Here is a 23,512-nt window from a genome sequence, read left to right as displayed (position 1 = left end):
GTCAGCTGGGTCCGGCCTTGTAACCGACGCCACGGACAGTCACCACGATTTCCGGCCGCTCCGGATCCTTCTCGACCTTGGAGCGAAGCCGCTGTACATGAACATTGACGAGGCGGGTGTCCGCCGCGTGCCGGTAGCCCCACACCTGCTCGAGGAGCACCTCACGCGTGAACACCTGCCAGGGTTTCCGGGCCAGCGCCACCAGCAGGTCGAACTCCAGCGGCGTGAGCGCGATCGACTGCCCGTCCCGCTTCACGGAGTGACCGGCCACATCGATGACCAGGTCGCCGATGGCGAGCTGCTCGGGCGCCGGCTCCTCCGACCTCCGTAGCCGCGCCCGGATCCGAGCCACCAGCTCCTTCGGCTTGAACGGCTTCACGATGTAGTCATCAGCGCCCGACTCGAGCCCGACCACCACATCGACGGTGTCGCTCTTCGCCGTGAGCATCACGATCGGCACCCCGGACTCCGCCCTGATCAGACGGCACACCTCGATACCGTCCCGCCCCGGCAGCATCAGATCGAGCAGCACGAGATCGGGCTTGGTCTCACGGAATGCGGCCAGCGCCTTGTCGCCGTCGGCTACGAAAGACGGTTCAAAACCTTCACCACGCAGCACAATGCCGAGCATCTCGGCCAGTGCGGTGTCGTCATCGACGACAAGGACTCGTCCCTTCATGAATGCCATCATCCCATTAACTAAATCGTTACCTGGCGTGACCTGGCACACAGCTCGGCAAGCGCCTCCGCCGTGACGGGCGAAACGGCGCCCTCCTCGGTGACGATCGCCGTCACCAGCTCGGGCGGCGTCACGTCGAACGCCGGGTTGTACGCCTGGGTACCCAGAGGTGCCACCGGAATCCCGCCTCCCGCTTCCGCTCCCGCCACCGGCACCTGTGGTGCGATGAGCTCGGTCACCTCATGACCGGCGCGCTGCTCGACCTCGATGGACGCCCCGTCCGGGGTGTCGGGGTCCACCGTCGTCACCGGCGCCACCACGACGAACGGTACGTGGTGGTACCGGGCCAGCACCGCGAGCGGGTAGCTCCCCACCTTGTTCGCCACCGAACCGTCGGCCGCGATCCGGTCCGCCCCGACCAGCACCGCGTCCACCTCCCCCGCCGAGAACAGCGACCCCGCGGCGTTGTCCGTGAGCAGCGTGTACGCCATCCCGTTGCGCGCCGCCTCGTACGCCGTCAGGCGAGCACCCTGCAGCAACGGCCGCGTCTCGTCCACCCACAGCCTCCGCAGCCGCCCAGCCCGGTGCGCGGCGAGCGCGACAGCGAACGCCGTACCCTCCCCGCCCGACACCAGCGCCCCAGTGTTGCAGTGCGTCAGGATCCGGTGGTTGCCCCCGGGCAGCAGCTCGTCCAGCAGCGCCAGACCGTGCTCGGCCATGCGCCTGCTGGCCTCGGCGTCCTCCTGGTGAAGCGCGCGAGCAGCGGCGAGCGCGGCCTCGGCGGCCCGCTTCTGGTCACCGCCGCCGGCGAGGGCGGCACGGTGAGCCGACTGGGCCCTGCGCACGCCGTGCGCAAGGTTCACCGCGGTGGGCCGCGCGCTGGCGAGCGCGTCGGCGGCGTCATCCACGTCGAACCCGCGCATGGCGGCGAGCGCGACCCCGTACGCCCCCGCGATGCCCAGCAGCGGCGCCCCGCGCACGGCGAGTGTGCGGATCGCTTCCACCAGCGCCGGAGGGTCGGTGCACACCAGCTCGACCTCCTCGGCCGGCAGCCGCGTCTGGTCGAGAAGGACCAGTACGGACCCTTCCGGCGGTTCGTCCCACCGGATCGCCGGAATCTCGGTGGGTGCGTTGTCCTCGCGGGAATGCACGTACTGATCGTCCATCCGACCAGTCTGCCCCTTCCAGGGCGGACAATTGAAGGTGTGCAGCCCATACGGGGGCCGGTCACTTCCCGGCCGCACCGTGGCACGATGGCTGCCAAGCTGCCGCCGCAACCGCGAACGGGCACCGTGAAGGAGCGACGATGAAAGACACTCCGGGCTGGGCATCGCCCGGATCTGCCCCCTCCGACGGACAGGACGGTCAGGAGCCGAACGCCTCCGGCCCTGCCGAGCCCGCGGACCGGACCACTGCGCCAGAGCCCACGGATCAGCCGGGACAGCCCGCACCCGACCCGTCCGGCCCAGGCACGAAGTGGTCCAAGGAGCAGCCCCCGCCCGGCCAGTGGTCCGCGCCCAGCGGCTCCCAGGGCGGCCCGGCCCAGGCCCCGCCTCCACCTCCGCCCGGCCCCGGCTGGGGCGGACAACCCCCCGGCGGCCCCGGCGGCGGTCCCGGATACGGCGCTCCCGGCGGCCCTGGCGGCTACGGCCCCGGCGGTCACCCCGGGTGGGGAAGCGGCTGGGGCGGTCCTCCGCCCGCCGCCAAGCCCGGCGTGATCCCGCTCCGCCCGCTCGGCGTCGGCGAGATCCTCGACGGCGCCGTGTCGACCATGCGTACGCACTGGCGCACGGTCCTCGGCATCTCGCTGACCGTCGCGGTGTTCACGGAGATCCTCGTGGTCCTGCTCCAGGGCTTCGTCCTGGAAGACGCCGCGAGCTCGGACACCCTCAACGACCCGAGCGCCTCCGTCGGCGAGCTCACCCGCGCCCTGGGCGACACCCTGCTGGGATCCAGCGTCATCGTGCTGGTCTCGCTGCTCGGCACCATCGTCGCGACCGCCCTGCTCACGACCGTGACCAGCCGCGCCGTGCTCGGCAAGTCGGTGACCACCGCCGAAGCCTGGCGCGACGCCCGGCCCCAGCTGCCGAAACTCTTCGGCCTTACTTTCCTGCTCCCGCTGATCGGGGTCGCGGTCGTCGCGATAGGCACCCTGCCCGGCGCCCTGATCGCCTACGCCGGCGGTGGCGACGGCGCTGTCGCACTCGCCGTCCTCGGCGGCATGGCCGCGGGTATCGTCGCGATCTGGCTGATGGTCCGCTTCTCGCTGGCCTCGCCCGCCCTGATGCTGGAGAAACAGAGCATCTGGAAGTCCGTGGGCCGCTCCGCGAAGCTGGTCCGCGGCTCCTGGTGGCGGGTCTTCGGCATCCAGCTGCTCGCCACGATCATCGCGAACGTCGTCGCCTCGATCATCGTGATCCCGTTCACCTTCCTCGCCGCCGCCCTGAGCGGCGACGGTGTCAACGGCCTCTTCACCAGCGGCACCGCGGACCTCGGCTGGACCTTCCTCATCGTCAGCGGGATCGGCGCGGTGATCGGGTCGATGCTCACGTTCCCGATCACCGCGGGTGTCGCCGTGCTCCTCTACATCGACCAGCGCATCCGCCGCGAGGCCCTCGACCTCGACCTGGCCCGCGCCGCCGGCGTCCAGGGCTACGGCTCCGACGCCCCCGGCACCACCCCGGGGAGCTGACGCGGTGAGCCCGTCGGGGGGTGTTCTCACAGCGGTGCTCGCGCTGCCGGGCTCCGGCACCGCGGCCGTACTCGTGCTGCCGCGCTCCGCCGACGAACCACCGGTGACGATCCCACGCGACCCCGCACAGGACGCGGCCCGGCGTGAGCTATCGAAGCGGATGTACCACGAGGACGACCCCAGCTGGTTCCAGCGCGCCCTGGACGCCTTCTGGGAGTGGCTCGACAAGCTGTTCAGCGCAGCCTCCGGCGCGACCCCGGGCGGCGCACTCGGCCTCGTCGTCATCGCGCTGGCGGCCGCGGCACTGATCGGCGCCCTGTGGTGGCGGCTCGGCACCCCGAGGCGCGGCCCCACGTCGGCCGCCCCGCTCTTCGACGACCGGCCCCGCAGCGCCGCCGAGCACCGGGCAGCCGCCGAGAGCCACGCCGCCCAGGGCCACTGGAACCATGCCGTCCAGGAGCGCATGCGCGCCGTCGTCCGCTCCCTGGAGGAACGCGCCCTGCTCGAGCCCCGTCCCGGCCGCACCGCCGACGAGGCAGCCGCCGAAGCAGGCCGTACGCTCCCCTCCCACACGGACCGGCTCAGCGCCGCGGCCCGGGACTTCGACGACGTCACGTACGGCGGACGAACGGCCACACCCCAGGCGTACCAGCGCCTCACCGAACTCGACCGCGACGTGGAACGCACCAAGCCCGTCCTCGCGAGCAGCGCCCCGAGCACCCGAAGCACGGCCCACAGCACGCGCCAGGGGGCCGCCGAATGACCACCGAGGCCACCCTTGCGTCGACCACCTCGGCCTCCCCCACCGCACGCCAGGTGTGGACCCGCGCGCGCGGTGTCCTGCTCGGTCTCGTGATCCTCCTGGTGGCCGCGATCGCCATCGCCGCCGTCCGCTCCGACGCTCAGCACGGCCGCCTCGACCCGCGCTCCGTCGACGCCAACGGCAGCCGAGCCGTCGCCGAGCTCCTCGCCGACCGCGGCGTGTCCACCCGCGTGGTCACCACCCTGGAGGACGCGCGCAACGCCGCCGGCCCCGACACCACCCTCCTGGTCGCCGCCCCCGACCTGCTGACCGACCGCCAGCAGACCCGGCTCCACTCGGCGTTCGCCGCCTCCGGAGGCCGCACTGTCCTCGTCGCACCCGGCATCCCGTCCGTCGACAGCCTCGCCCCCGGGGTCACCGCCGACCCCACGCCGAGCTACGACACCACGCTCCCGCCCGGCTGCGCCCTGCCCGCCGCCCAGCGAGCTGGCACCGCCGACACCGGCGGCGTCCGCTACACGACGACCGCGCCCGATGCCGACTCCTGCTACCCCAGCGACGGCCTGCCCACCCTGCTGCGCGTCCCGGCGCTCGAAGGGGACGGCGACACCGTCGTACTCGGCGCCCCCGACATCCTCCACAACGACCGCCTCGACGAGCAGGGCAACGCCTCGCTCGCTCTCCAACTGCTCGGTTCCCGCCCCCACTTGGTCTGGTACCTCCCCTCGCTCTCCGACGACTCGGCCACCGACGGCGGCGACCGCAGCTTCTTCGACCTGATGCCCTCCGGCTGGCTCTGGGGCAGCCTGCAGCTCTTCATCGCCGCAGTCCTGGCCGCCCTCTGGCGTGCCCGCCGCCTCGGCCCGCTCGTCCCCGAACGACTCCCTATAGCGATCCGCGCCTCCGAAACCGTCGAAGGCCGCGCCCGCCTTTACCGCAAGTCCAACGCCCGCGACCGCGCCGCGGCAGCTCTACGCTCCACCACCCGCACCCGCCTCGCCCCCCTCGTCGGCGTATCCCCCGCCCAGGCGCACGCGCCCGAAGCCCTGCTCCCCGCTCTGTCCGCCCGCCTCCACGGCGACGGACAGTCCTCCCCGCACTCCCTTCTCTTCGGCCCGCCGCCCCACGACGACGCAGCCCTCATCCACCTCGCCGATCAACTCGACGCCCTCGAAAGAGAGGTACGCCGTCCATGATGGACCCGACCACTGACAACGCCGCAGACACCAGGGATCCGGGCGGCGCCCGGGCCTCCCTGGAGGCCCTGCGCGCCGAGATCGCCAAAGCCGTGGTCGGCCAGGACCCCGCCGTGACCGGCCTCGTCGTCGCACTCCTCTGCCGCGGTCACGTCCTGCTCGAAGGAGTCCCCGGGGTCGCCAAGACGCTGCTCGTCCGCGCCCTCGCAGCAGCCCTCGAACTCGACACCAAGCGCGTCCAGTTCACCCCGGACCTGATGCCCAGCGACGTCACGGGCTCCCTCGTCTACGACGCCCGCACCGCCGAGTTCTCCTTCCAGCCCGGCCCGGTCTTCACCAACCTCCTGCTCGCCGACGAGATCAACCGCACCCCGCCCAAGACCCAGTCCTCGCTCCTCGAAGCGATGGAGGAGCGCCAGGTCACGGTCGACGGCACCGCACGCCCCCTCCCCGAGCCCTTCCTGGTCGCCGCAACGCAGAACCCCGTCGAATACGAGGGCACATACCCCCTCCCGGAAGCCCAGCTGGACCGTTTCCTCCTCAAGCTGACGATCCCGCTGCCCTCCCGCAAGGACGAGATCGACGTCCTCACCCGCCACACCGAGGGCTTCAACCCGCGCGACCTGCGCGCCGCCGGCGTACGCCCCGTAGCCGACCCCGCCGCCCTCGAAGCCGCCCGCGCGGCAGTCGGCAAGACAGCGGTATCCCCCGAAATCACCGGCTACGTAGTGGACATCTGCCGCGCCACCCGCGAATCTCCGTCCCTCGCCCTCGGCGTCTCCCCTCGCGGCGCGACAGCGCTCCTGGCCACCGCCCGCGCCTGGGCGTGGCTGACCGGCCGCGACTACGTCATCCCCGATGACGTAAAGGCTCTCGCGCTCCCCACGCTCCGCCACCGGGTCCAGCTCCGCCCCGAAGCCGAGATGGAAGGCGTGACCGCCGACTCCGTGATCAACGCGATCCTCGCCCACGTCCCCGTACCGCGCTGATGGCACTCACCGGACGCGCCGCCCTCATCGCGGCCCTCAGCACTCTCCCTGTCGGCATCTGGGCCCCCGGCTGGTCAGGCATCCTCGCCGTGAACATCCCCCTGGCCCTCGCCTGCGCCTGCGACTTCGCCCTGGCCGCACCCGTACGCCGCCTTGGCCTGACCCGCTCCGGAGACACCTCCGTACGCCTCGGCGAAGCCGCCGATGTCACCCTCACGGTCACCAACCCGACGGGCCGCCCCCTACGCGCCCGCATCCGCGACGCCTGGCCCCCCAGCAGCTGGCAGCCCGGCACGGAAGTCACCGCATCCCGCCACCGACTGACGATTCCCCCGGGCGAACGCCGCCGCATCACGACCCGTCTGCGCCCCACCCGCCGCGGCGACCGCCAGGCAGACAGCGTCACCATCCGCTCGTACGGCCCTCTCGGCCTCCTCGCCCGCCAGGGCACCCACAACGTCCCCTGGACCGTACGCGTCCTGCCCCCGTTCACCAGCCGCAAGCACCTCCCGTCAAAGCTGGCCCGCCTCCGCGAACTCGACGGCCGCACCAGCGCCCTGACCCGCGGCGAGGGCACCGAATTCGACAGCCTCCGCGAGTACGTCCCCGGGGACGACACCCGCTCCATCGACTGGCGCGCCACCGCCCGGCAGACCACGGTCGCTGTACGCACCTGGCGCCCCGAACGCGACCGCCACATCCTGCTGGTCCTCGACACAGGCCGTACCTCGGCGGGCCGCGTGGGCGACGCCCCACGCCTCGACGCCTCCATGGACGCCGCCCTGCTCCTGGCTGCCCTCGCCTCCCGAGCCGGCGACCGCGTGGACCTCCTCGCGTACGACCGCCGGGTACGTGCCCAGGTGCAGGGCCGGGCCGCGGGCGATGTCCTCCCCTCCCTGGTGAACGCCATGGCCCGCCTCGAACCGGAACTCGTCGAGACAGACGCACGCGGCCTCACCGCCACCGCCCTCCGCACAGCCCCACGCCGTTCCCTGATCGTGCTTCTCACCAGCCTCGACGCGGCCCCCATCGAGGAGGGCCTGCTTCCCGTATTCTCCCGCCTCACCCAGCGCCATACAGTCCTGGTTGCCTCAGTGGCTGACCCACACATAGAGCACATGGCCACGGCAAGGGGAAACACAGATGCCGTGTACGAGGCCGCAGCAGCAGCCCAAGCTCAGACAGAACGCCATCGCACCGCCGAACAACTCATCCGCCATGGCGTCACAGTCGTGGACGCCACACCGAACGATCTTCCTCCGGCTTTGGCGGACGCTTATCTGGCCCTCAAAGCAGCGGGACGCCTTTAACGCAAAAATCCCCCGTGCCGAATGGCACGGGGGATTTCTCTACATTTAGTTCGGCGGTGTCCTACTCTCCCACAGGGTCCCCCCTGCAGTACCATCGGCGCTGTAAGGCTTAGCTTCCGGGTTCGGAATGTAACCGGGCGTTTCCCTCACGCTATGACCACCGAAACACTGTGAAACACTCAACCGGCAACCGTCCTGTGGCCCAGGACAGGGGTTGTTCGTGGTTTCAGAACCAACACAGTGGACGCGAGCATCTGAGGACAAGCCCTCGGCCTATTAGTACCAGTCACCTCCAGCGGTTACCCGCCTTCCAGATCTGGCCTATCAACCCAGTAGTCTCCTGGGAGCCTTAACCCCTCAACGGGGGTGGGAGTCCTCATCTCGAAGCAGGCTTCCCGCTTAGATGCTTTCAGCGGTTATCCCTCCCGAACGTAGCCAACCAGCCATGCCCTTGGCAGAACAACTGGCACACCAGAGGTTCGTCCGTCCCGGTCCTCTCGTACTAGGGACAGCCCTTCTCAAGACTCCTACGCGCACAGCGGATAGGGACCGAACTGTCTCACGACGTTCTAAACCCAGCTCGCGTACCGCTTTAATGGGCGAACAGCCCAACCCTTGGGACCGACTCCAGCCCCAGGATGCGACGAGCCGACATCGAGGTGCCAAACCATCCCGTCGATATGGACTCTTGGGGAAGATCAGCCTGTTATCCCCGGGGTACCTTTTATCCGTTGAGCGACGGCGCTTCCACAAGCCACCGCCGGATCACTAGTCCCGACTTTCGTCCCTGCTCGACCCGTCGGTCTCACAGTCAAGCTCCCTTGTGCACTTACACTCACCACCTGATTGCCAACCAGGCTGAGGGAACCTTTGGGCGCCTCCGTTACTCTTTAGGAGGCAACCGCCCCAGTTAAACTACCCATCAGACACTGTCCCCGATCCGGATCACGGACCCGGGTTAGACATCCAGCACGACCAGACTGGTATTTCAACGACGACTCCCCCCGCACTGGCGTGCGAAGTTCACAGTCTCCCAGCTATCCTACACAAGCCGAACCGAACACCAATATCAAACTGTAGTAAAGGTCCCGGGGTCTTTCCGTCCTGCTGCGCGAAACGAGCATCTTTACTCGTAGTGCAATTTCACCGGGCCTATGGTTGAGACAGTCGAGAAGTCGTTACGCCATTCGTGCAGGTCGGAACTTACCCGACAAGGAATTTCGCTACCTTAGGATGGTTATAGTTACCACCGCCGTTTACTGGCGCTTAAGTTCTCAGCTTCGCCTAGTCGAAACTAGACTAACCGGTCCCCTTAACGTTCCAGCACCGGGCAGGCGTCAGTCCGTATACCTCGCCTTACGGCTTCGCACGGACCTGTGTTTTTAGTAAACAGTCGCTTCTCGCTGGTCTCTGCGGCCACCCCCAGCTCACCGTGTAAAACGGATCACCAGGAATGGCCCCCTTCTCCCGAAGTTACGGGGGCATTTTGCCGAGTTCCTTAACCATAGTTCACCCGAACGCCTCGGTATTCTCTACCTGACCACCTGAGTCGGTTTAGGGTACGGGCCGCCATAAAACTCGCTAGAGGCTTTTCTCGACAGCATAGGATCATCCACTTCACCACAATCGGCTCGGCATCAGGTCTCAGACACATGCCAGGCGGATTTGCCTACCTGGCGTCCTACACCCTTACCCCGGGACAACCACCGCCCGGGCTGGACTACCTTCCTGCGTCACCCCATCACTCACCTACTACCAGATCGGGTCACCGGCTCCACCACTCCCCTCAACTCCGAAGAGATCAGGGCGGCTTCACGGGCTTAGCATCACTGGATTCGATGTTTGACGCTTCACAGCGGGTACCGGAATATCAACCGGTTCTCCATCGACTACGCCTGTCGGCCTCGCCTTAGGTCCCGACTTACCCTGGGCAGATCAGCTTGACCCAGGAACCCTTAGTCAATCGGCGCACACGTTTCCCACGTGTGAATCGCTACTCATGCCTGCATTCTCACTCGTGAACCGTCCACAACTCGCTTCCACGGCTGCTTCACCCGGCACACGACGCTCCCCTACCCATCACGATCCCCGTTAGAGGTATATATCGCAATGACACGACTTCGGCGGTACGCTTGAGCCCCGCTACATTGTCGGCGCGGAATCACTTGACCAGTGAGCTATTACGCACTCTTTCAAGGATGGCTGCTTCTAAGCCAACCTCCTGGTTGTCTCTGCGACTCCACATCCTTTCCCACTTAGCGTACGCTTAGGGGCCTTAGTCGATGCTCTGGGCTGTTTCCCTCTCGACCATGGAGCTTATCCCCCACAGTCTCACTGCCGCGCTCTCACTTACCGGCATTCGGAGTTTGGCTAAGGTCAGTAACCCGGTAGGGCCCATCGCCTATCCAGTGCTCTACCTCCGGCAAGAAACACACGACGCTGCACCTAAATGCATTTCGGGGAGAACCAGCTATCACGGAGTTTGATTGGCCTTTCACCCCTAACCACAGGTCATCCCCCAGGTTTTCAACCCTGGTGGGTTCGGCCCTCCACACGGTCTTACCCGCGCTTCAGCCTGCCCATGGCTAGATCACTCCGCTTCGGGTCTTGAGCGCGCTACTGAATCGCCCTGTTCGGACTCGCTTTCGCTACGGCTCCCCCACACGGGTTAACCTCGCAACACACCGCAAACTCGCAGGCTCATTCTTCAAAAGGCACGCAGTCACGAGGCAAGCACAAGTGCTTGCCCGACGCTCCCACGGCTTGTAGGCACACGGTTTCAGGTACTATTTCACTCCCCTCCCGGGGTACTTTTCACCATTCCCTCACGGTACTATCCGCTATCGGTCACCAGGGAATATTTAGGCTTAGCGGGTGGTCCCGCCAGATTCACACGGGATTTCTCGGGCCCCGTGCTACTTGGGTGTCTCTCCAACGAGCCGTACAGATTTCGACTACGGGGGTCTTACCCTCTACGCCGGACCTTTCGCATGTCCTTCGCCTATCCATACGGTTTCTGACTCGCCGACCAACCGGCAGATTGGTCAAGAGAGATCCCACAACCCCGTACACGCAACCCCTGCCGGGTCTCACACGTATACGGTTTAGCCTCATCCGGTTTCGCTCGCCACTACTCCCGGAATCACGGTTGTTTTCTCTTCCTGCGGGTACTGAGATGTTTCACTTCCCCGCGTTCCCTCCACACCGCCTATGTGTTCAGCAGTGGGTGACAGCCCATGACGACTGCCGGGTTTCCCCATTCGGAAACCCCCGGATCACAGCCTGGTTGACGGCTCCCCGGGGACTATCGCGGCCTCCCACGTCCTTCATCGGTTCCTGGTACCAAGGCATCCACCGTGCGCCCTTAAAAACTTGGCCACAGATGCTCGCGTCCACTGTGCAGTTCTCAAACAACGACCAACCACCCACCACCCCGAACCATCCGGTTCGAGTTCACTGGGGCCGGCACCGAAGACACCAGGCTCATCACCCGTGCCCTCAGACACCCAACAGCGTGCCCGACCAGGTCCCGTCCGAAGATCATGCGTTCCACGCTCCGAAGAGCAGTACTGGCAGCCTCCGACCCGTGACCAGGCCGATTAATCAACGTTCCACCCATGAGCTGACCACCGTCGGACATACGCCGACGTAATGGCTCTGGACCACCAAGCAAGGCTTGGCGGCCAGGTGCTCCTTAGAAAGGAGGTGATCCAGCCGCACCTTCCGGTACGGCTACCTTGTTACGACTTCGTCCCAATCGCCAGTCCCACCTTCGACCGCTCCCTCCAGACAAGCTGGTTGGGCCACGGGCTTCGGGTGTTACCGACTTTCGTGACGTGACGGGCGGTGTGTACAAGGCCCGGGAACGTATTCACCGCAGCACTGCTGATCTGCGATTACTAGCAACTCCGACTTCATGGGGTCGAGTTGCAGACCCCAATCCGAACTGAGACCGGCTTTTTGAGATTCGCTCCACCTTGCGGTATCGCAGCTCATTGTACCGGCCATTGTAGCACGTGTGCAGCCCAAGACATAAGGGGCATGATGACTTGACGTCGTCCCCACCTTCCTCCGAGTTGACCCCGGCGGTCTCCCGTGAGTCCCCAACCCTCCGAAGAGGTTGCTGGCAACACGGGACAAGGGTTGCGCTCGTTGCGGGACTTAACCCAACATCTCACGACACGAGCTGACGACAGCCATGCACCACCTGTACACCGACCACAAGGGGGGCACCATCTCTGATGCTTTCCGGCGTATGTCAAGCCTTGGTAAGGTTCTTCGCGTTGCGTCGAATTAAGCCACATGCTCCGCTGCTTGTGCGGGCCCCCGTCAATTCCTTTGAGTTTTAGCCTTGCGGCCGTACTCCCCAGGCGGGGCACTTAATGCGTTAGCTGCGGCACGGACAACGTGGAATGTTGCCCACACCTAGTGCCCACCGTTTACGGCGTGGACTACCAGGGTATCTAATCCTGTTCGCTCCCCACGCTTTCGCTCCTCAGCGTCAGTATCGGCCCAGAGATCCGCCTTCGCCACCGGTGTTCCTCCTGATATCTGCGCATTTCACCGCTACACCAGGAATTCCGATCTCCCCTACCGAACTCTAGCCTGCCCGTATCGACTGCAGACCCGGGGTTAAGCCCCGGGCTTTCACAACCGACGCGACAAGCCGCCTACGAGCTCTTTACGCCCAATAATTCCGGACAACGCTTGCGCCCTACGTATTACCGCGGCTGCTGGCACGTAGTTAGCCGGCGCTTCTTCTGCAGGTACCGTCACTTGCGCTTCTTCCCTGCTGAAAGGGGTTTACAACCCGAAGGCCGTCATCCCCCACGCGGCGTCGCTGCATCAGGCTTGCGCCCATTGTGCAATATTCCCCACTGCTGCCTCCCGTAGGAGTCTGGGCCGTGTCTCAGTCCCAGTGTGGCCGGTCGCCCTCTCAGGCCGGCTACCCGTCGTCGCCTTGGTGAGCCATTACCTCACCAACAAGCTGATAGGCCGCGGGCTCATCCTTCACCGCCGGAGCTTTTAACCTCCACTCAGGAGAGTGAAAGTGTTATCCGGTATTAGACCCCGTTTCCAGGGCTTGTCCCAGAGTGAAGGGCAGATTGCCCACGTGTTACTCACCCGTTCGCCACTAATCCCCACCGAAGTGGTTCATCGTTCGACTTGCATGTGTTAAGCACGCCGCCAGCGTTCGTCCTGAGCCAGGATCAAACTCTCCGTGAATGCTTCACCCGGATATCCGGGGTGACACCACGAGAGCGGAACCCCCCGCGGAATGAACGGAAGGGTTCACAGCGTCCTCGCTGTGTTTTCTTCAAAGGAACCTCGCCACCAGGAACAATCCCGGTGTCGGGGTATCAACATATCTGGCGTTGATTTTTGGCACGCTGTTGAGTTCTCAAGGAACGGACGCTTCCTTTGTACTCACCCTCGCGGGCTTTCCTCCGGGCTTTCCTTCGGTGTTTCCAACCTTACCAGAGCCGTTTTCCGTGCCGTTTCCGGCTCGGAATTCGTTTCGGTGGCCAGTTGGAGGGCCTTGCCTATTCGGTTGCCTTGCGGCTCCCTTTCGGCTGGTCCGACTTTATCAGAAGTTTTCGACCGGACTGACCGGCCACTCGTTCCTGAATAATCGGGAGGGGCTTCTTCGGGAGTGGATCCCGAGAAGCGAATAGATAGACGCTCACTGTTGCCATCGAAGCTGTCCTGCTCCGCGCAACTGTGTAAATCTACCTCCCCACAGGTCCCGTGTCAACGGCTCCGGCGGGGCGAGATACGAGACTAACACCTCGGCCGGAGTGCCTGCACATCAGGCTGCGGTCGGTACGGAGGCACTGCGCTCCGTCTCCGCGACGTCGCCCGTGGCGCCGGCGCGTGCCGCGCGACCGCCCAGGATGTACACGTACGCGAGGAAGGCCAGTTCGGCGAGGATACCGATGCTGATGCGGGCCCAGGTCGGGAGACCGGAGGGGGTGACGAAGCCTTCGATGGCGCCGGAGATGAAGAGGACCAGGGCGAGGCCTATCGCCATGCCCAGGGCGGCACGGCCCTCTTCGGCGAGGGCCGCACGTCGGGAGCGGGGGCCCGGGTCGATCAGAGTCCAGCCGAGGCGTAGACCCGTACCGGCGGCTACGAAGACGGCGGTCAGTTCCAGGAGACCGTGTGGGAGGACGAGGCCCAGGAAGGTGTCGAGGCGGCCCGCCGAGGACATGAGGCCTATGCCCACGCCCAGGTTGAGCATGTTCTGGAAGAGGATCCAGATGACCGGCAGGCACAAGAAGGCACCGAGGACGAGGCACATGGCTGCGGCTTGGGCGTTGTTCGTCCATACCTGGGCGGCGAAGGAAGCCGCGGGGTGGCTCGAGTAGTACGTCTCGTACTGTCCGCCGGGGCGGGTGAGCTCTCGTAGCTCGCTGGGGGCCGCGATCGAGGACTGGACCTCGGGATGGGTGCCGATCCACCACCCCAGGATGGCCGCGACCGCGGTGGAGAGGAGTGCTGTGGGGACCCACCAGTGGCGTGAGCGGTAGACCGCGGCGGGGAAACCGTACGCAAGGAAGTGGGTTACGTCGCGCCAGGAGGCTCGGCGTGTGCCTGTTACGGCACTACGCGCGCGTGCCACCAGTTGGCTGAGGCGGCCGGTGAGTTGGGGGTCGGGGGCGCTGGACTGGATCAGGGAGAGGTGGGTCGCCGTGCGCTGGTACAGGGCGACGAGTTCGTCGGCCTCCGCGCCTGTGAGGCGGCGCTGGCGGCGCAGTAGTGCGTCGAGCCGGTCCCACTCGGCGCGGTGGGCGGACACGAAGACGTCGAGGTCCATCGGGTTGGCTGCTCCTCGGCTGCTCGTCGTGTGGTCAGCTTGTCGCACTGCGGCGCGATGTGCCCTCAGCTTGGCAGACTGGCTGTTCTCAGGTCAGTTCGGGGAAGGACGGCGGGCGTGAGTGAGCTTGTGACGGGCGAGGCGGTGGCACTGGAGCTGCGCCCCGCGAAGCTGCCGAGCCGGGCGTTGGCCGTGCTGATCGACCTGGTGGCGGCGATGGCCGCGTATATCGCTGTGACGGTGGCCCTCGTGGTCTCCACGACCGGTCTCGATGAGGCGGCGCAGACGGCGGTTTCCATCGCGGCGTTCCTGCTCGTGCTGGTGGGCGGGCCGATCGCGGTGGAGACGCTCAGTCGTGGGCGTTCGCTGGGGAAGCTGGCGTGCGGGCTGCGGGTGGTGCGGGACGACGGCGGTCCGATCCGGTTCCGGCATGCGCTGGTGCGTGGGGCGGTCGGTGTGGTCGAGATCCTGATGACGCTCGGGATCGTGGCGTGCATCGCGTCGCTCGTGTCTGCTCGGGGGCGGCGGCTCGGGGATGTGTTCGCGGGGACCCTGGTCGTGCGGGAGCGGATACCTGCCGGGCGTACGCCTTTCGTTCCTCCGCCGCCGCCTTGGCTCGCGGGGCGGTTTTCCGGGCTTGATCTGTCCGCGGTTCCGGATGGGCTGTGGCTGGCGGTCCGGCAATATCTGACGCGGATGCAGCAGTTGGATCCGCAGGTCGGCTGGGCGATGGCAGAGCGGCTCGCGGCGGACGTCGCGGAGCGCACCGGGGCTCCCGCCCCACAGGGGGTGCCACCGGCGGCGTATCTCGCGGCCGTGATGCAGGAGCGGCAGGCACGGGAGGCCCGGCGGGCGTTCGGCGGCAGTGAGCCTGTCGGGAGCGGGGCTGGGTCGGCCGACCCAGCCGCCACCCAGATGCCGCCCGCCGCCTCTGCCGCCTATCCGGCGGTGCAGCCGCCGCACTCCGCCGGTCCCTCGAGCGCGGGCCCGGCGGTTCACCCCTCGGGCTCTGAGTCGACGCCGTCGGCTGGGCAAGGGGCGCCCGCCGCAGCTCCGCGGGCTGCCGAAAGTGAGCGCCCGGCCACCGGGTTCGTACCGCCGGCGTGACCTTGGACGCCCCGCGGGCGGTCAAGTGAACGACGACGGCGGTGAGTCGAGATCCTCGAGTTCGATGCCGGGTGCGGAGAGCACGACGTCGCCGGAGAGATGGACGGTGTGCTGCTCGCCCGTGTCCAGGGCTGTGACCTGGTATTCGTCCACGGTCAGGGGGGCGTTGTCAGTGGCGTGTGCTTCTCTTTTGATCAGGGCCCAGGACTGGTCGACGGTGCGCGGGGCCAAGACCGGGTCGGTGAAGGCGACGAGGCGTACGCGAGTGGCGGAGGAATCGGGGGTGAGGCGCAGCAGACGTGCGGTGGCGATGAGGAAGGCGGGGGATGTGCCGGTGAAGGCGTGGGCGCGGACATTGCCTTCGGTGGCGTGAGTTCCCGTGGGGTCGGTGCGGACCCAGGTGACGCCGTCGAGGGCGGCGCCTCGGACCTGCCAGCTCGCGGCGTGGAGTTCGAGACGGATGGGGCGGCCGAGGTCGTCGAGGGCGAGGTCGACGGAACCGGCGGGGTCGCCGGAGGGGGTGGTCACTTGGGAGACGTAGCGCCAGCCGGAGGGGCCGGGCGCGCAGTGGAAGTGCTCTTCAGCGAGGGAGGTGTGGTCGTGTGGATCGTGGAGCGAATATCGGCCGCGGGGCATGGGGGTTCGGTCCTCATCGGGGACAGGCCCCCGCCGTGACGGCGAGGGCCTGCTGACATCCGTGCGCCGAGCGGTGGTACCGCTGCTCGGCAGGGTGCTCAGTAGCGGTAGTGGTCCGGCTTGTACGGGCCCTCGACCTCGACACCGATGTACGCGGCCTGCTCAGGGCGGAGCGTGGTGAGCTTCACGCCGAGTGCGTCGAGGTGGAGGCGGGCGACCTTCTCGTCGAGGTGCTTGGGCAGCACGTAGACGTCGGTCGGGTACTCCGACTGCTTGGTGAACAGCTCGATCTGGGCCAGGGTCTGGTCCGCGAACGAGTTGGACATCACGAAGGACGGGTGTCCGGTGGCGTTGCCCAGGTTCAGCAGGCGGCCCTCGGAGAGGACGATGAGCACCTTGCCGTCGGGGAACGTCCAGGTGTGGACCTGCGGCTTGACCTCGTCCTTGACGATCCCGGGGATCTTCGCGAGGCCGGCCATGTCGATCTCGTTGTCGAAGTGACCGATGTTGCCCACGATCGCCTGGTGCTTCATCTTGGCCATGTCCGAGGCCATGATGATGTCCTTGTTGCCGGTCGTGGTGATGAAGATGTCGGCCTTGTCGACGACCTCGTCGAGCGTCGTGACCTGGTAGCCGTCCATCGCCGCCTGCAGTGCGCAGATCGGGTCGATCTCGGTGACAATCACGCGGGCGCCCTGTCCGCGCAGGGACTCCGCGCAGCCCTTGCCCACGTCGCCGTAGCCGAAGACGACCGCGGTCTTGCCGCCGATGAGGACGTCGGTGGCGCGGTTGATGCCGTCGATCAGGGAGTGGCGGCAGCCGTACTTGTTGTCGAACTTCGACTTGGTGACGGCGTCGTTGACGTTGATCGCCGGGAACAGGAGGGTGCCCTCACGCTGCATCTCGTACAGGCGGTGGACGCCGGTCGTGGTCTCCTCGGTGACGCCGCGGATCTCCGAGGCGAGTTGGGTCCACTTCCGGGAGCCGTCCGAAATGGTGCGGTGCAGGAGCTCGAGGATCACGCGGTGCTCGTCGTTCTCGGCGGTGTCGACGGGCGGGACCTTGCCGTCCTTCTCGTACTCGACGCCCTTGTGAACGAGGAGGGTGGCGTCACCGCCGTCGTCCAGGATCATGTTCGGGCCGCCGGTGGGCGTGTTCGGCCAGGTCAGGGCCTGCTCCGTGCACCACCAGTACTCCTCCAGGGTCTCGCCCTTCCAGGCGAAGACCGGGATGCCCTGGGGGTTGTCGGGCGTGCCGTTCGGGCCTACCGCGATGGCGGCGGCGGCGTGGTCCTGCGTGGAGAAGATGTTGCAGGAGGCCCAGCGGACCTCGGCGCCCAGGGCGGCGAGGGTCTCGATGAGTACGGCGGTCTGCACGGTCATGTGCAGGGAGCCGGTGATGCGGGCGCCCGCGAGGGGCTGCGCCTCGGCGTACTCCTTGCGGATCGCCATCAGGCCGGGCATCTCGTGCTCGGCAAGGGTGATCTCCTTGCGGCCGAAGTCGGCCAGGGAGAGGTCGGCGACCTTGAAGTCCTGTCGGTTCTCGACAGTCGTCATGCGAGCTGCTCCTCGGATTGGGTCGAGGTGTGTACGGCTGGTCTGCGCGATGGCGAGCATACGAATGCCCGGCGCCTGTGCGCAGCGCAGTCCGTCGGAGGCCCTCTCTCCCTCGGTCGGCCCGCTGGGGCCGCCCGACCGCCATCAGCAGCGACGTCTGGCTCGGTGTACGAATCTACACCGATCGGCCCAGCGGACCCCAGTCGGCCTCCGGCCAGATTGAGACAGGGAGAGGGAGGAACAAGGTTCGATCGGGGCCGAAATTGCGCGGTACTGCGACATCTGCCGGGACGACACAGGGCCCGCCGGACGGTTCGGCAGACCCAGGGTGCGTGTATGCGTACGAGAGGGGGCTCCCCCTCTCGTACGGAGAGCCGGGTGCTCGTACCGAGAACCCGTGCCCGAGGGGTCAGTGCTCGGCCGGTGCGGTCGGGCCGCCTGGGGCGGCTTCGCGGTCTGGGCCCTTGGCTGCTTCGGCTTCGCTGTAGATGTCGGGCTCGAGGTAGATGACCCGGGCGATCGGGACGGCTTCGCGGATGCGGGACTCGGCGGCGTCGATGGCGGCGGCGATCTCGGTGGCCGTGTCGTCGTGCTGGACGGCGATCTTGGCGGCGACCAGGAGTTCCTCGGGGCCGAGGTGGAGCGTGCGCATGTGGATGATGTGGGTGACCGTGCCGCCGTCGACGATGGCGGCCTCGATCTTCTGGACCTCTTCCACGCCGGCGGCCTCGCCGAGGAGGAGCGACTTGGTCTCTGCGGCGAGGACGATCGCGATGAGGATGAGCAGGATGCCGATGCACAGGGTGCCGATGCCGTCCCAGACGCCGTCGCCCGTGGCCAGCGCCATGCTGACGCCGCCGAGCGCCAGGATCAGACCGACCAGCGCGCCCAGGTCCTCCAAGAGGACGACGGGCAGCTCGGGCGCCTTGGCGTGGCGTACGAATTCCCTCCAGGACTGCCTGCCGCGCAGGGCGTTCGACTCCACGATGGCCATCCGGAAGGAGAACGTCTCGGCGATGATCGCGAAGACGAGGACACCCACCGGCCAGTACCAGTGCTCGATCTCGTGCGGGTGCTTGATCTTCTCGTAACCCTCGTAGATCGCGAACATGCCGCCGACCGAGAAGAGGACGATCGAGACGAGGAAGGCGTAGATGTAGCGCTCGCGGCCGTAGCCGAACGGGTGCTGCGGGGTCGCCTCGCGCTGGGCCTTCTTGCCGCCGAGGAGCAGCAGGCCCTGGTTGCCGGAGTCGGCGAGTGAGTGCACGGACTCGGCGAGCATCGACGAGGAGCCGCTGAAGAGGAACGCCACGAACTTCGCTACCGCGATCGAGAGGTTGGCGAGCAGTGCCGCCACGATCGCTTTGGTGCCGCCTGACGCGCTCATGTGTTCCTGAGATCCCTTCGTCTGCCGTCCGGGGCATTCCGCCTGCCGACCCGGCTCTGCCCGCCCTTGCGGTGCGCCATTGTTGCAGTCCGGTCCGACAGTGGAGCATCAGCCCGTCGCACTGGCCGTTACGACGGCTGTCTCAGGCCACAACAGTGGCCCGGAAGACCGTGCCGGTCCCGGACACTTCGGCCTTTTCGCCCGCCGGTACGAAGACGGACTGACCGGGGGCGAGGGCGTGCTCGCCCGCCTGTACGGAGCCCGCGGTGCACAGGAGGATCTGCGGGGTGCGGAGGGTGAGTTCATGTGTCGCGGTGCCCTGCGGCAGGACGTAGCGCGAGAGGCGGAACTCGTCGATCGGCGTCTCGTAGACCTCCTCGCCGTCGGGGGACGCCTCGGGGCGCAGTACGCCGGGATCGCTGGCCTCGAAGCGGACGATCCGCAGGAGTTCGGGGACGTCCACGTGCTTGGGGGTGAGGCCGCAGCGCAGGACGTTGTCGGAGTTGGCCATGATCTCGACGCCGAGGCCGTTGAGATACGCGTGCGGGACGCCGGCGCCGAGGAACAGGGCCTCGCCGGGCTGGAGTCGGACGTGGTTGAGCAGCATCGCGGCGATGACGCCCGGGTCGCCCGGGTAGTGGTGGGCGATTTCGGCGTACGGGGCGTGCGGGCCGCCGAGGCGTGTGCAGGCCGCGGTGGCTTCAGTGACCGTCGCGGCCATCTGCTCGGGGTCCGCGGACAGAACGGCGGTCAGCACCTCGCGCAGGGCGGCGTCCTCGGGGTGGGCGTGCAGCAGGTCGACGTACGGCTTGAGGGAGTCGATCTCCAGGGCGGCGAGGAGGTCGGCGGCCTCGGCCGGGGCCCGGAATCCGCAGAGGCCGTCGAACTCCGTGAGCGCGCAGATCAGTTCGGGCTTGTGGTTGGCGTCCTTGTAGTTGCGGTGCGGGGCGTCGATCGGGATGCCGCGGTGCTCCTCTTCCTCGTAACCCTCCTTGGCCTGGGCCAGGTTGGGGTGCACCTGGAGGGAGAGGGGGGCGCCGGCGGCGAGGATCTTGAGGAGGAAGGGCAGGCGCGGGCCGAACTTGGCGACCGTCTCGGCACCCAGTTCGCGCTCGGGGGCCGCCTCGATGAGCTCGGTGAGGGGGCCGCGGGCCGTGCGTGAGGGCGCGCCGGGGTGGGCGCCCATCCACATCTCGGCCTGCGGTTCGCCGGTCGGCTCTACGCCAAGGAGCTGCGGGATGGCGGTGGTGGAGCCCCAGGCGTAGGGACGGATGGTGTTGTCGAGGCGGTCCATGGGGTTCTCTCTGCGCTCTCTGTTCACGCGGTCACATGTTCACGTGTTCGCGGCGGTGTTCCTGTTCACGGCAGTCACGGGGAACGCCGGTGGCTGTCACCGTGATCGGCTGCCGGGCAAGCATCAGGCTCCCGCGGTGAGCGCCAGGTAAACGGCCGCGAAATCCGTGATGGCGATCAGCTCCGCGAGGGTCTCCAGGTCGCTGCCGTCCTCGGGTTCGAGTTCGCTGATCGCGGTGTCGTGGCTGAGGACGAGGTCGCGGGCGGCGGGGGCGGCGGTGCGGCCTCCGGCGGGGCGGTCGCGGAGCAGGACCACGCGCGCGTGGAGGGCCTGCGCCTCCTCTACGCGGTCACGGAAGAAGTCGTCGGGGTCGGCGCCGGCTGCCAGCGCGCCCGAGAGCAGCACGCTGTGCGCGGCGAGCGCCTCGGGGAGCTCGGCGGTGAGCGCGGGGCGGCCCGCGAGTTCCGCCATCGCGGCGACGAAGCGGCGTCCCGCGGGGCCGGCGGACTGGCCCTCGGTCCAGATGACCGGAAGCGCCTCGGCGAGCTCGGCGGCGAGCGTCTTGGCGGGATTGCTGTACGTCGCGATGGCCGGGCCGCAGCGCTCGGCGACGTGGTCGAGGCGGTCGGCGACCTTCTGCAGGATGTCGGGCGGGGCGGACAGCATGCCCGTACGGTCGAGCAGCGCGAGCAGCGGGGTGAGCAGGGCCCACAGCGAACCGGGGGCCGAGGCGGCGGCCGGTGCCTGCGGCTCGTAGGGGGCGGTCGCCATCGGTACGGCGAGGCCGTGGGCGCCGGTGATCGCCTCGGTCAGCGGGGCGCGGGGCGGACAGACGGCGACAACGGTGAGGCCGCGTCGGTAGGCCTGCTCGACGAGGATCGACAGGCCGGGTTCGCTGCCGTCGGGCGTGGTGATCAGGAGCAGGTCGACGGGGCCCGCCCAGCCGGGCAGTTCCCAGAGGAGGGCGCCCGCGGCGGGGGCCACGCCTCCCGGGGTGAGCCGGGTGACGGGGCAGGCGGCGCCGGCGAGGGAGCCGAGCAGATCGGCTACGCCGATGGCGGCCAGGCCGGGGCCCGCGGTCAAGATGGCCCTTGGGCGGCCGTCCGGCTTGAGCTCGGCGATTCCTGCCTCGGTGGCGTGCCGGACGGCGGTGCGTACGCGGGCGCCTGCTTCTGCGGCGCCGCGGAGCAGTTCGCGGCGGTCGGCGCGGGCGAGCGCCTCCGGGTCGTCGAGCAGTGATTCGTCGAGCATGTGGGGCAGCCTCCAGGCGCCGGTCGCTGTTGTTGGGGTCTACGCGGGGCGGCGGGCCTCGTCGACCAGGAGGACCGGGATGCCGTCGCGGACCGGGTAGGCCAGGGCGCAGTCCTGGGCCGTGCAGATCAGCTCGGTGTCCTGCTCCTTGAGGGGGGCGTGGCAGGCTGGGCAGGCGAGGATCTCCAGGAGGCCGGTTTCTAGCGGCATTTGGGGTCCCTTCGGGGTGGGGTGTGGGCGGATGTGGCCTGGTCAGGGTACCGCCGTGTGGGGTGGGTTTTCTTTCCCCAGGCCCGCCCCTTCCCGAAGCTGGGGCTCTGCCCCAGGCCCCGGTCGGGGCGGGTGTACGGCGTCGACTGCGGGCCGGTGGTCGGTCTGTGCCCACCCTCCCCCACTCTCGGCTTCGCTCGAGCGGGGGGACCCCCATCGCCCTGCGGAACGACTGCCCAGAGACTCGCGCACCCTCAGCCTCTGATGATCGTTAGCGCCTCGTCTCGTACCTTTGTCATCGTTGCCTCGTCGCGGGCCTCTGCGTTCAGGCGGAGGAGGGGTTCTGTGTTGGAGGGGCGGACGTTGAACCACCAGTCGGCGGCGGTGACCGTCAGGCCGTCGAGTTCGTCGAGGGTGACGCCCTCTCGGCCCTCGTACGCGGTCTTGATCGCGGCGAGGCGGGCCTTCTGATCGTCGACCGTGGAGTTGATCTCGCCGGAGCCGGTGTAGCGGTCGTACTGGGCGACCAGGCCGGACAGGGGGCCCTCCTGGCCGCCGAGGGCCGCGAGGACGTGGAGGGCGGCGAGCATGCCCGTGTCCGCGTTCCAGAAGTCGGCGAAGTAGTAGTGCGCGGAGTGCTCGCCGCCGAAGATGGCGCCGGTCCTGGCCATCTCGGCCTTTATGAAGGAGTGGCCCACGCGCGTGCGTACCGGCGTGCCGCCGTTCTCCCGGACCACTTCCGGTACCGACCACGACGTGATCAGGTTGTGGATGACGGTGCCCTTGCCGCCGTGCTTGGCCAGCTCGCGGGAGGCGACCAGGGCGGTGATCGCGGACGGCGTGATCGGGTCGCCGTGCTCGTCGACCACGAAGCAGCGGTCGGCGTCACCGTCGAAGGCGATGCCTAGGTCGGCGTCCTCTTCGCGTACGCGCTTCTGAAGGTCGACGATGTTCGCCGGATCCAGCGGGTTGGCCTCGTGGTTCGGGAACGTGCCGTCCAGTTCGAAGTACATCGGGACGAGGGTGAGGGGCAGGCCGGCGAAGACTGTGGGGACCGTATGGCCGCCCATGCCGTTGCCCGCGTCGACGACGACCTTCAGGGGACGGATGGGGGTCAGGTCGACGAGGGAGCGGAGGTACGCCGCGTAGTCATCCAACGTGTCGCGCTGCGTGATCGTGCCCTGCGTGGCCGCCGGCTCCGGGGCGCTGGAGTCCGCCCAGGTCTCGACGAGTTCGCGGATCTCGGCGAGGCCGGTGTCCTGGCCGACCGGGGCGGCACCCGCCCGGCACATCTTGATGCCGTTGTACTGCGCGGGGTTGTGCGAGGCCGTGAACATCGCGCCCGGCAGGCCCAGCGCCCCCGACGCGTAGTACAGCTGGTCCGTCGAGCACAGTCCGATCTCGGTCACGTCGACACCGTGCGCCGCCGCCCCGCGCGCGAAGGCCCGCGACAGGCCCGGCGACGAGGGTCGCATGTCGTGCCCGACCACGATCGCGCTCGCGGCCGTCACCTGCGCGAAGGCCGCACCGAACAGCTCGGCCAGCGGCGTGTCCCACTGGTCCGGAACCACCCCGCGTACGTCATACGCCTTCACGATCTGCGACAGATCAGCAGCCACGGCCGG

At 67.8% G+C, this 23,512-nt stretch carries 16 protein-coding genes and 3 rRNA genes; 6 read left to right on the top strand and 13 right to left on the bottom strand.

Features of this window, described 5'->3' with window-relative positions:
• Nucleotide 1 precedes the first annotated feature (1 nt).
• Nucleotides 2-691 (bottom strand): two-component system response regulator MtrA, encoded by a 690-nt coding sequence (gene mtrA, locus OHT21_RS28505; RefSeq protein WP_187822996.1) that lies wholly within the window; start codon nt 689-691, stop codon nt 2-4.
• Nucleotides 692-699: 8 nt separating this feature from the next.
• Complete coding sequence (mtnA, locus tag OHT21_RS28500; RefSeq protein ID WP_328771147.1) at nt 700-1,845, bottom strand: S-methyl-5-thioribose-1-phosphate isomerase; 1,146 nt, start codon at nt 1,843-1,845, stop codon at nt 700-702.
• A gap of 140 nt (nt 1,846-1,985) precedes the next feature.
• On the opposite strand from mtnA, the gene OHT21_RS28495 reads away from it, so the two are divergent.
• The 5 genes from OHT21_RS28495 to OHT21_RS28475 are packed head-to-tail and all read left to right on the top strand — an operon-like array spanning nt 1,986 to nt 7,629.
• On the top strand, nt 1,986-3,371 hold the full coding sequence (locus tag OHT21_RS28495; RefSeq protein WP_328771146.1) for a hypothetical protein: 1,386 nt from the start codon (nt 1,986-1,988) through the stop codon (nt 3,369-3,371).
• A 4-nt stretch (nt 3,372-3,375) separates the two neighbouring features.
• The gene (locus tag OHT21_RS28490; RefSeq protein WP_328771145.1) at nt 3,376-4,134 is read left to right on the top strand and encodes a DUF4129 domain-containing protein; all 759 of its coding nucleotides are present in this window, start codon (nt 3,376-3,378) and stop codon (nt 4,132-4,134) included.
• A complete protein-coding gene (locus OHT21_RS28485; RefSeq protein WP_328771144.1) occupies nt 4,131-5,330 on the top strand; it encodes a DUF4350 domain-containing protein in 1,200 nt (399 codons plus the stop codon). Before OHT21_RS28490 ends, OHT21_RS28485 begins: the two co-directional genes overlap by 4 nt.
• Complete coding sequence (locus tag OHT21_RS28480) at nt 5,330-6,319, top strand: AAA family ATPase (RefSeq protein ID WP_443050673.1); 990 nt, start codon at nt 5,330-5,332, stop codon at nt 6,317-6,319. Before OHT21_RS28485 ends, OHT21_RS28480 begins: the two co-directional genes overlap by 1 nt.
• Nucleotides 6,319-7,629 (top strand): DUF58 domain-containing protein, encoded by a 1,311-nt coding sequence (locus OHT21_RS28475; RefSeq protein WP_328771142.1) that lies wholly within the window; start codon nt 6,319-6,321, stop codon nt 7,627-7,629. The genes OHT21_RS28480 and OHT21_RS28475 overlap by 1 nt, the downstream gene beginning before the upstream one ends.
• Before the next feature lie 48 nt (nt 7,630-7,677).
• Here OHT21_RS28475 and rrf read toward each other — a convergent pair.
• From rrf to OHT21_RS28455, 4 genes are all read right to left on the bottom strand, one after another.
• Nucleotides 7,678-7,794 (bottom strand): 5S ribosomal RNA (rrf, locus tag OHT21_RS28470).
• Between the two features lie 91 nt (nt 7,795-7,885).
• A 23S ribosomal RNA gene (locus tag OHT21_RS28465) occupies nt 7,886-11,007 on the bottom strand.
• A gap of 320 nt (nt 11,008-11,327) precedes the next feature.
• A 16S ribosomal RNA gene (locus OHT21_RS28460) occupies nt 11,328-12,855 on the bottom strand.
• Together the 16S, 23S and 5S rRNA genes form the textbook arrangement of a ribosomal RNA operon.
• Nucleotides 12,856-13,438: 583 nt before the next feature.
• Nucleotides 13,439-14,446, bottom strand: coding sequence for a stage II sporulation protein M (locus tag OHT21_RS28455; protein WP_328771141.1), 1,008 nt, complete (start codon nt 14,444-14,446; stop codon nt 13,439-13,441).
• A 117-nt stretch (nt 14,447-14,563) separates the two neighbouring features.
• On the opposite strand from OHT21_RS28455, the gene OHT21_RS28450 reads away from it, so the two are divergent.
• Entirely contained in the window at nt 14,564-15,553 is a 990-nt protein-coding gene (locus OHT21_RS28450) for an RDD family protein (protein WP_328771140.1), read from the top strand.
• Between the two features lie 21 nt (nt 15,554-15,574).
• Here OHT21_RS28450 and OHT21_RS28445 read toward each other — a convergent pair whose 3' ends face one another.
• The 7 genes from OHT21_RS28445 to OHT21_RS28415 form a co-directional block, all read right to left on the bottom strand.
• Complete coding sequence (locus tag OHT21_RS28445; RefSeq protein ID WP_328771139.1) at nt 15,575-16,189, bottom strand: hypothetical protein; 615 nt, start codon at nt 16,187-16,189, stop codon at nt 15,575-15,577.
• A gap of 98 nt (nt 16,190-16,287) precedes the next feature.
• Nucleotides 16,288-17,745: an adenosylhomocysteinase gene (ahcY, locus tag OHT21_RS28440; RefSeq protein WP_328771138.1), complete on the bottom strand. Its 1,458-nt coding sequence runs from the start codon at nt 17,743-17,745 to the stop codon at nt 16,288-16,290.
• A gap of 409 nt (nt 17,746-18,154) precedes the next feature.
• On the bottom strand, nt 18,155-19,132 hold the full coding sequence (locus OHT21_RS28435) for a cation diffusion facilitator family transporter (RefSeq protein WP_328771137.1): 978 nt from the start codon (nt 19,130-19,132) through the stop codon (nt 18,155-18,157).
• Between the two features lie 142 nt (nt 19,133-19,274).
• Nucleotides 19,275-20,426 (bottom strand): mannose-6-phosphate isomerase, class I, encoded by a 1,152-nt coding sequence (gene manA, locus OHT21_RS28430; RefSeq protein ID WP_328771136.1) that lies wholly within the window; start codon nt 20,424-20,426, stop codon nt 19,275-19,277.
• A 123-nt stretch (nt 20,427-20,549) separates the two neighbouring features.
• On the bottom strand, nt 20,550-21,677 hold the full coding sequence (locus OHT21_RS28425) for an SIS domain-containing protein (protein ID WP_328771135.1): 1,128 nt from the start codon (nt 21,675-21,677) through the stop codon (nt 20,550-20,552).
• A 39-nt stretch (nt 21,678-21,716) separates the two neighbouring features.
• Entirely contained in the window at nt 21,717-21,887 is a 171-nt protein-coding gene (locus OHT21_RS28420) for a Trm112 family protein (RefSeq protein WP_328771134.1), read from the bottom strand.
• A gap of 254 nt (nt 21,888-22,141) precedes the next feature.
• Complete coding sequence (locus tag OHT21_RS28415; RefSeq protein ID WP_328771133.1) at nt 22,142-23,506, bottom strand: phosphomannomutase/phosphoglucomutase; 1,365 nt, start codon at nt 23,504-23,506, stop codon at nt 22,142-22,144.
• Nucleotides 23,507-23,512: the final 6 nt, after the last annotated feature.

The organism is Streptomyces sp. NBC_00286 (assembly GCF_036173125.1).
Taxonomy (GTDB): Bacteria; Actinomycetota; Actinomycetes; order Streptomycetales; family Streptomycetaceae; genus Streptomyces.
The sequence above is the reverse complement of the archived record's forward strand: the minus strand, read 5'-3'. Positions and strand labels throughout refer to the sequence as shown.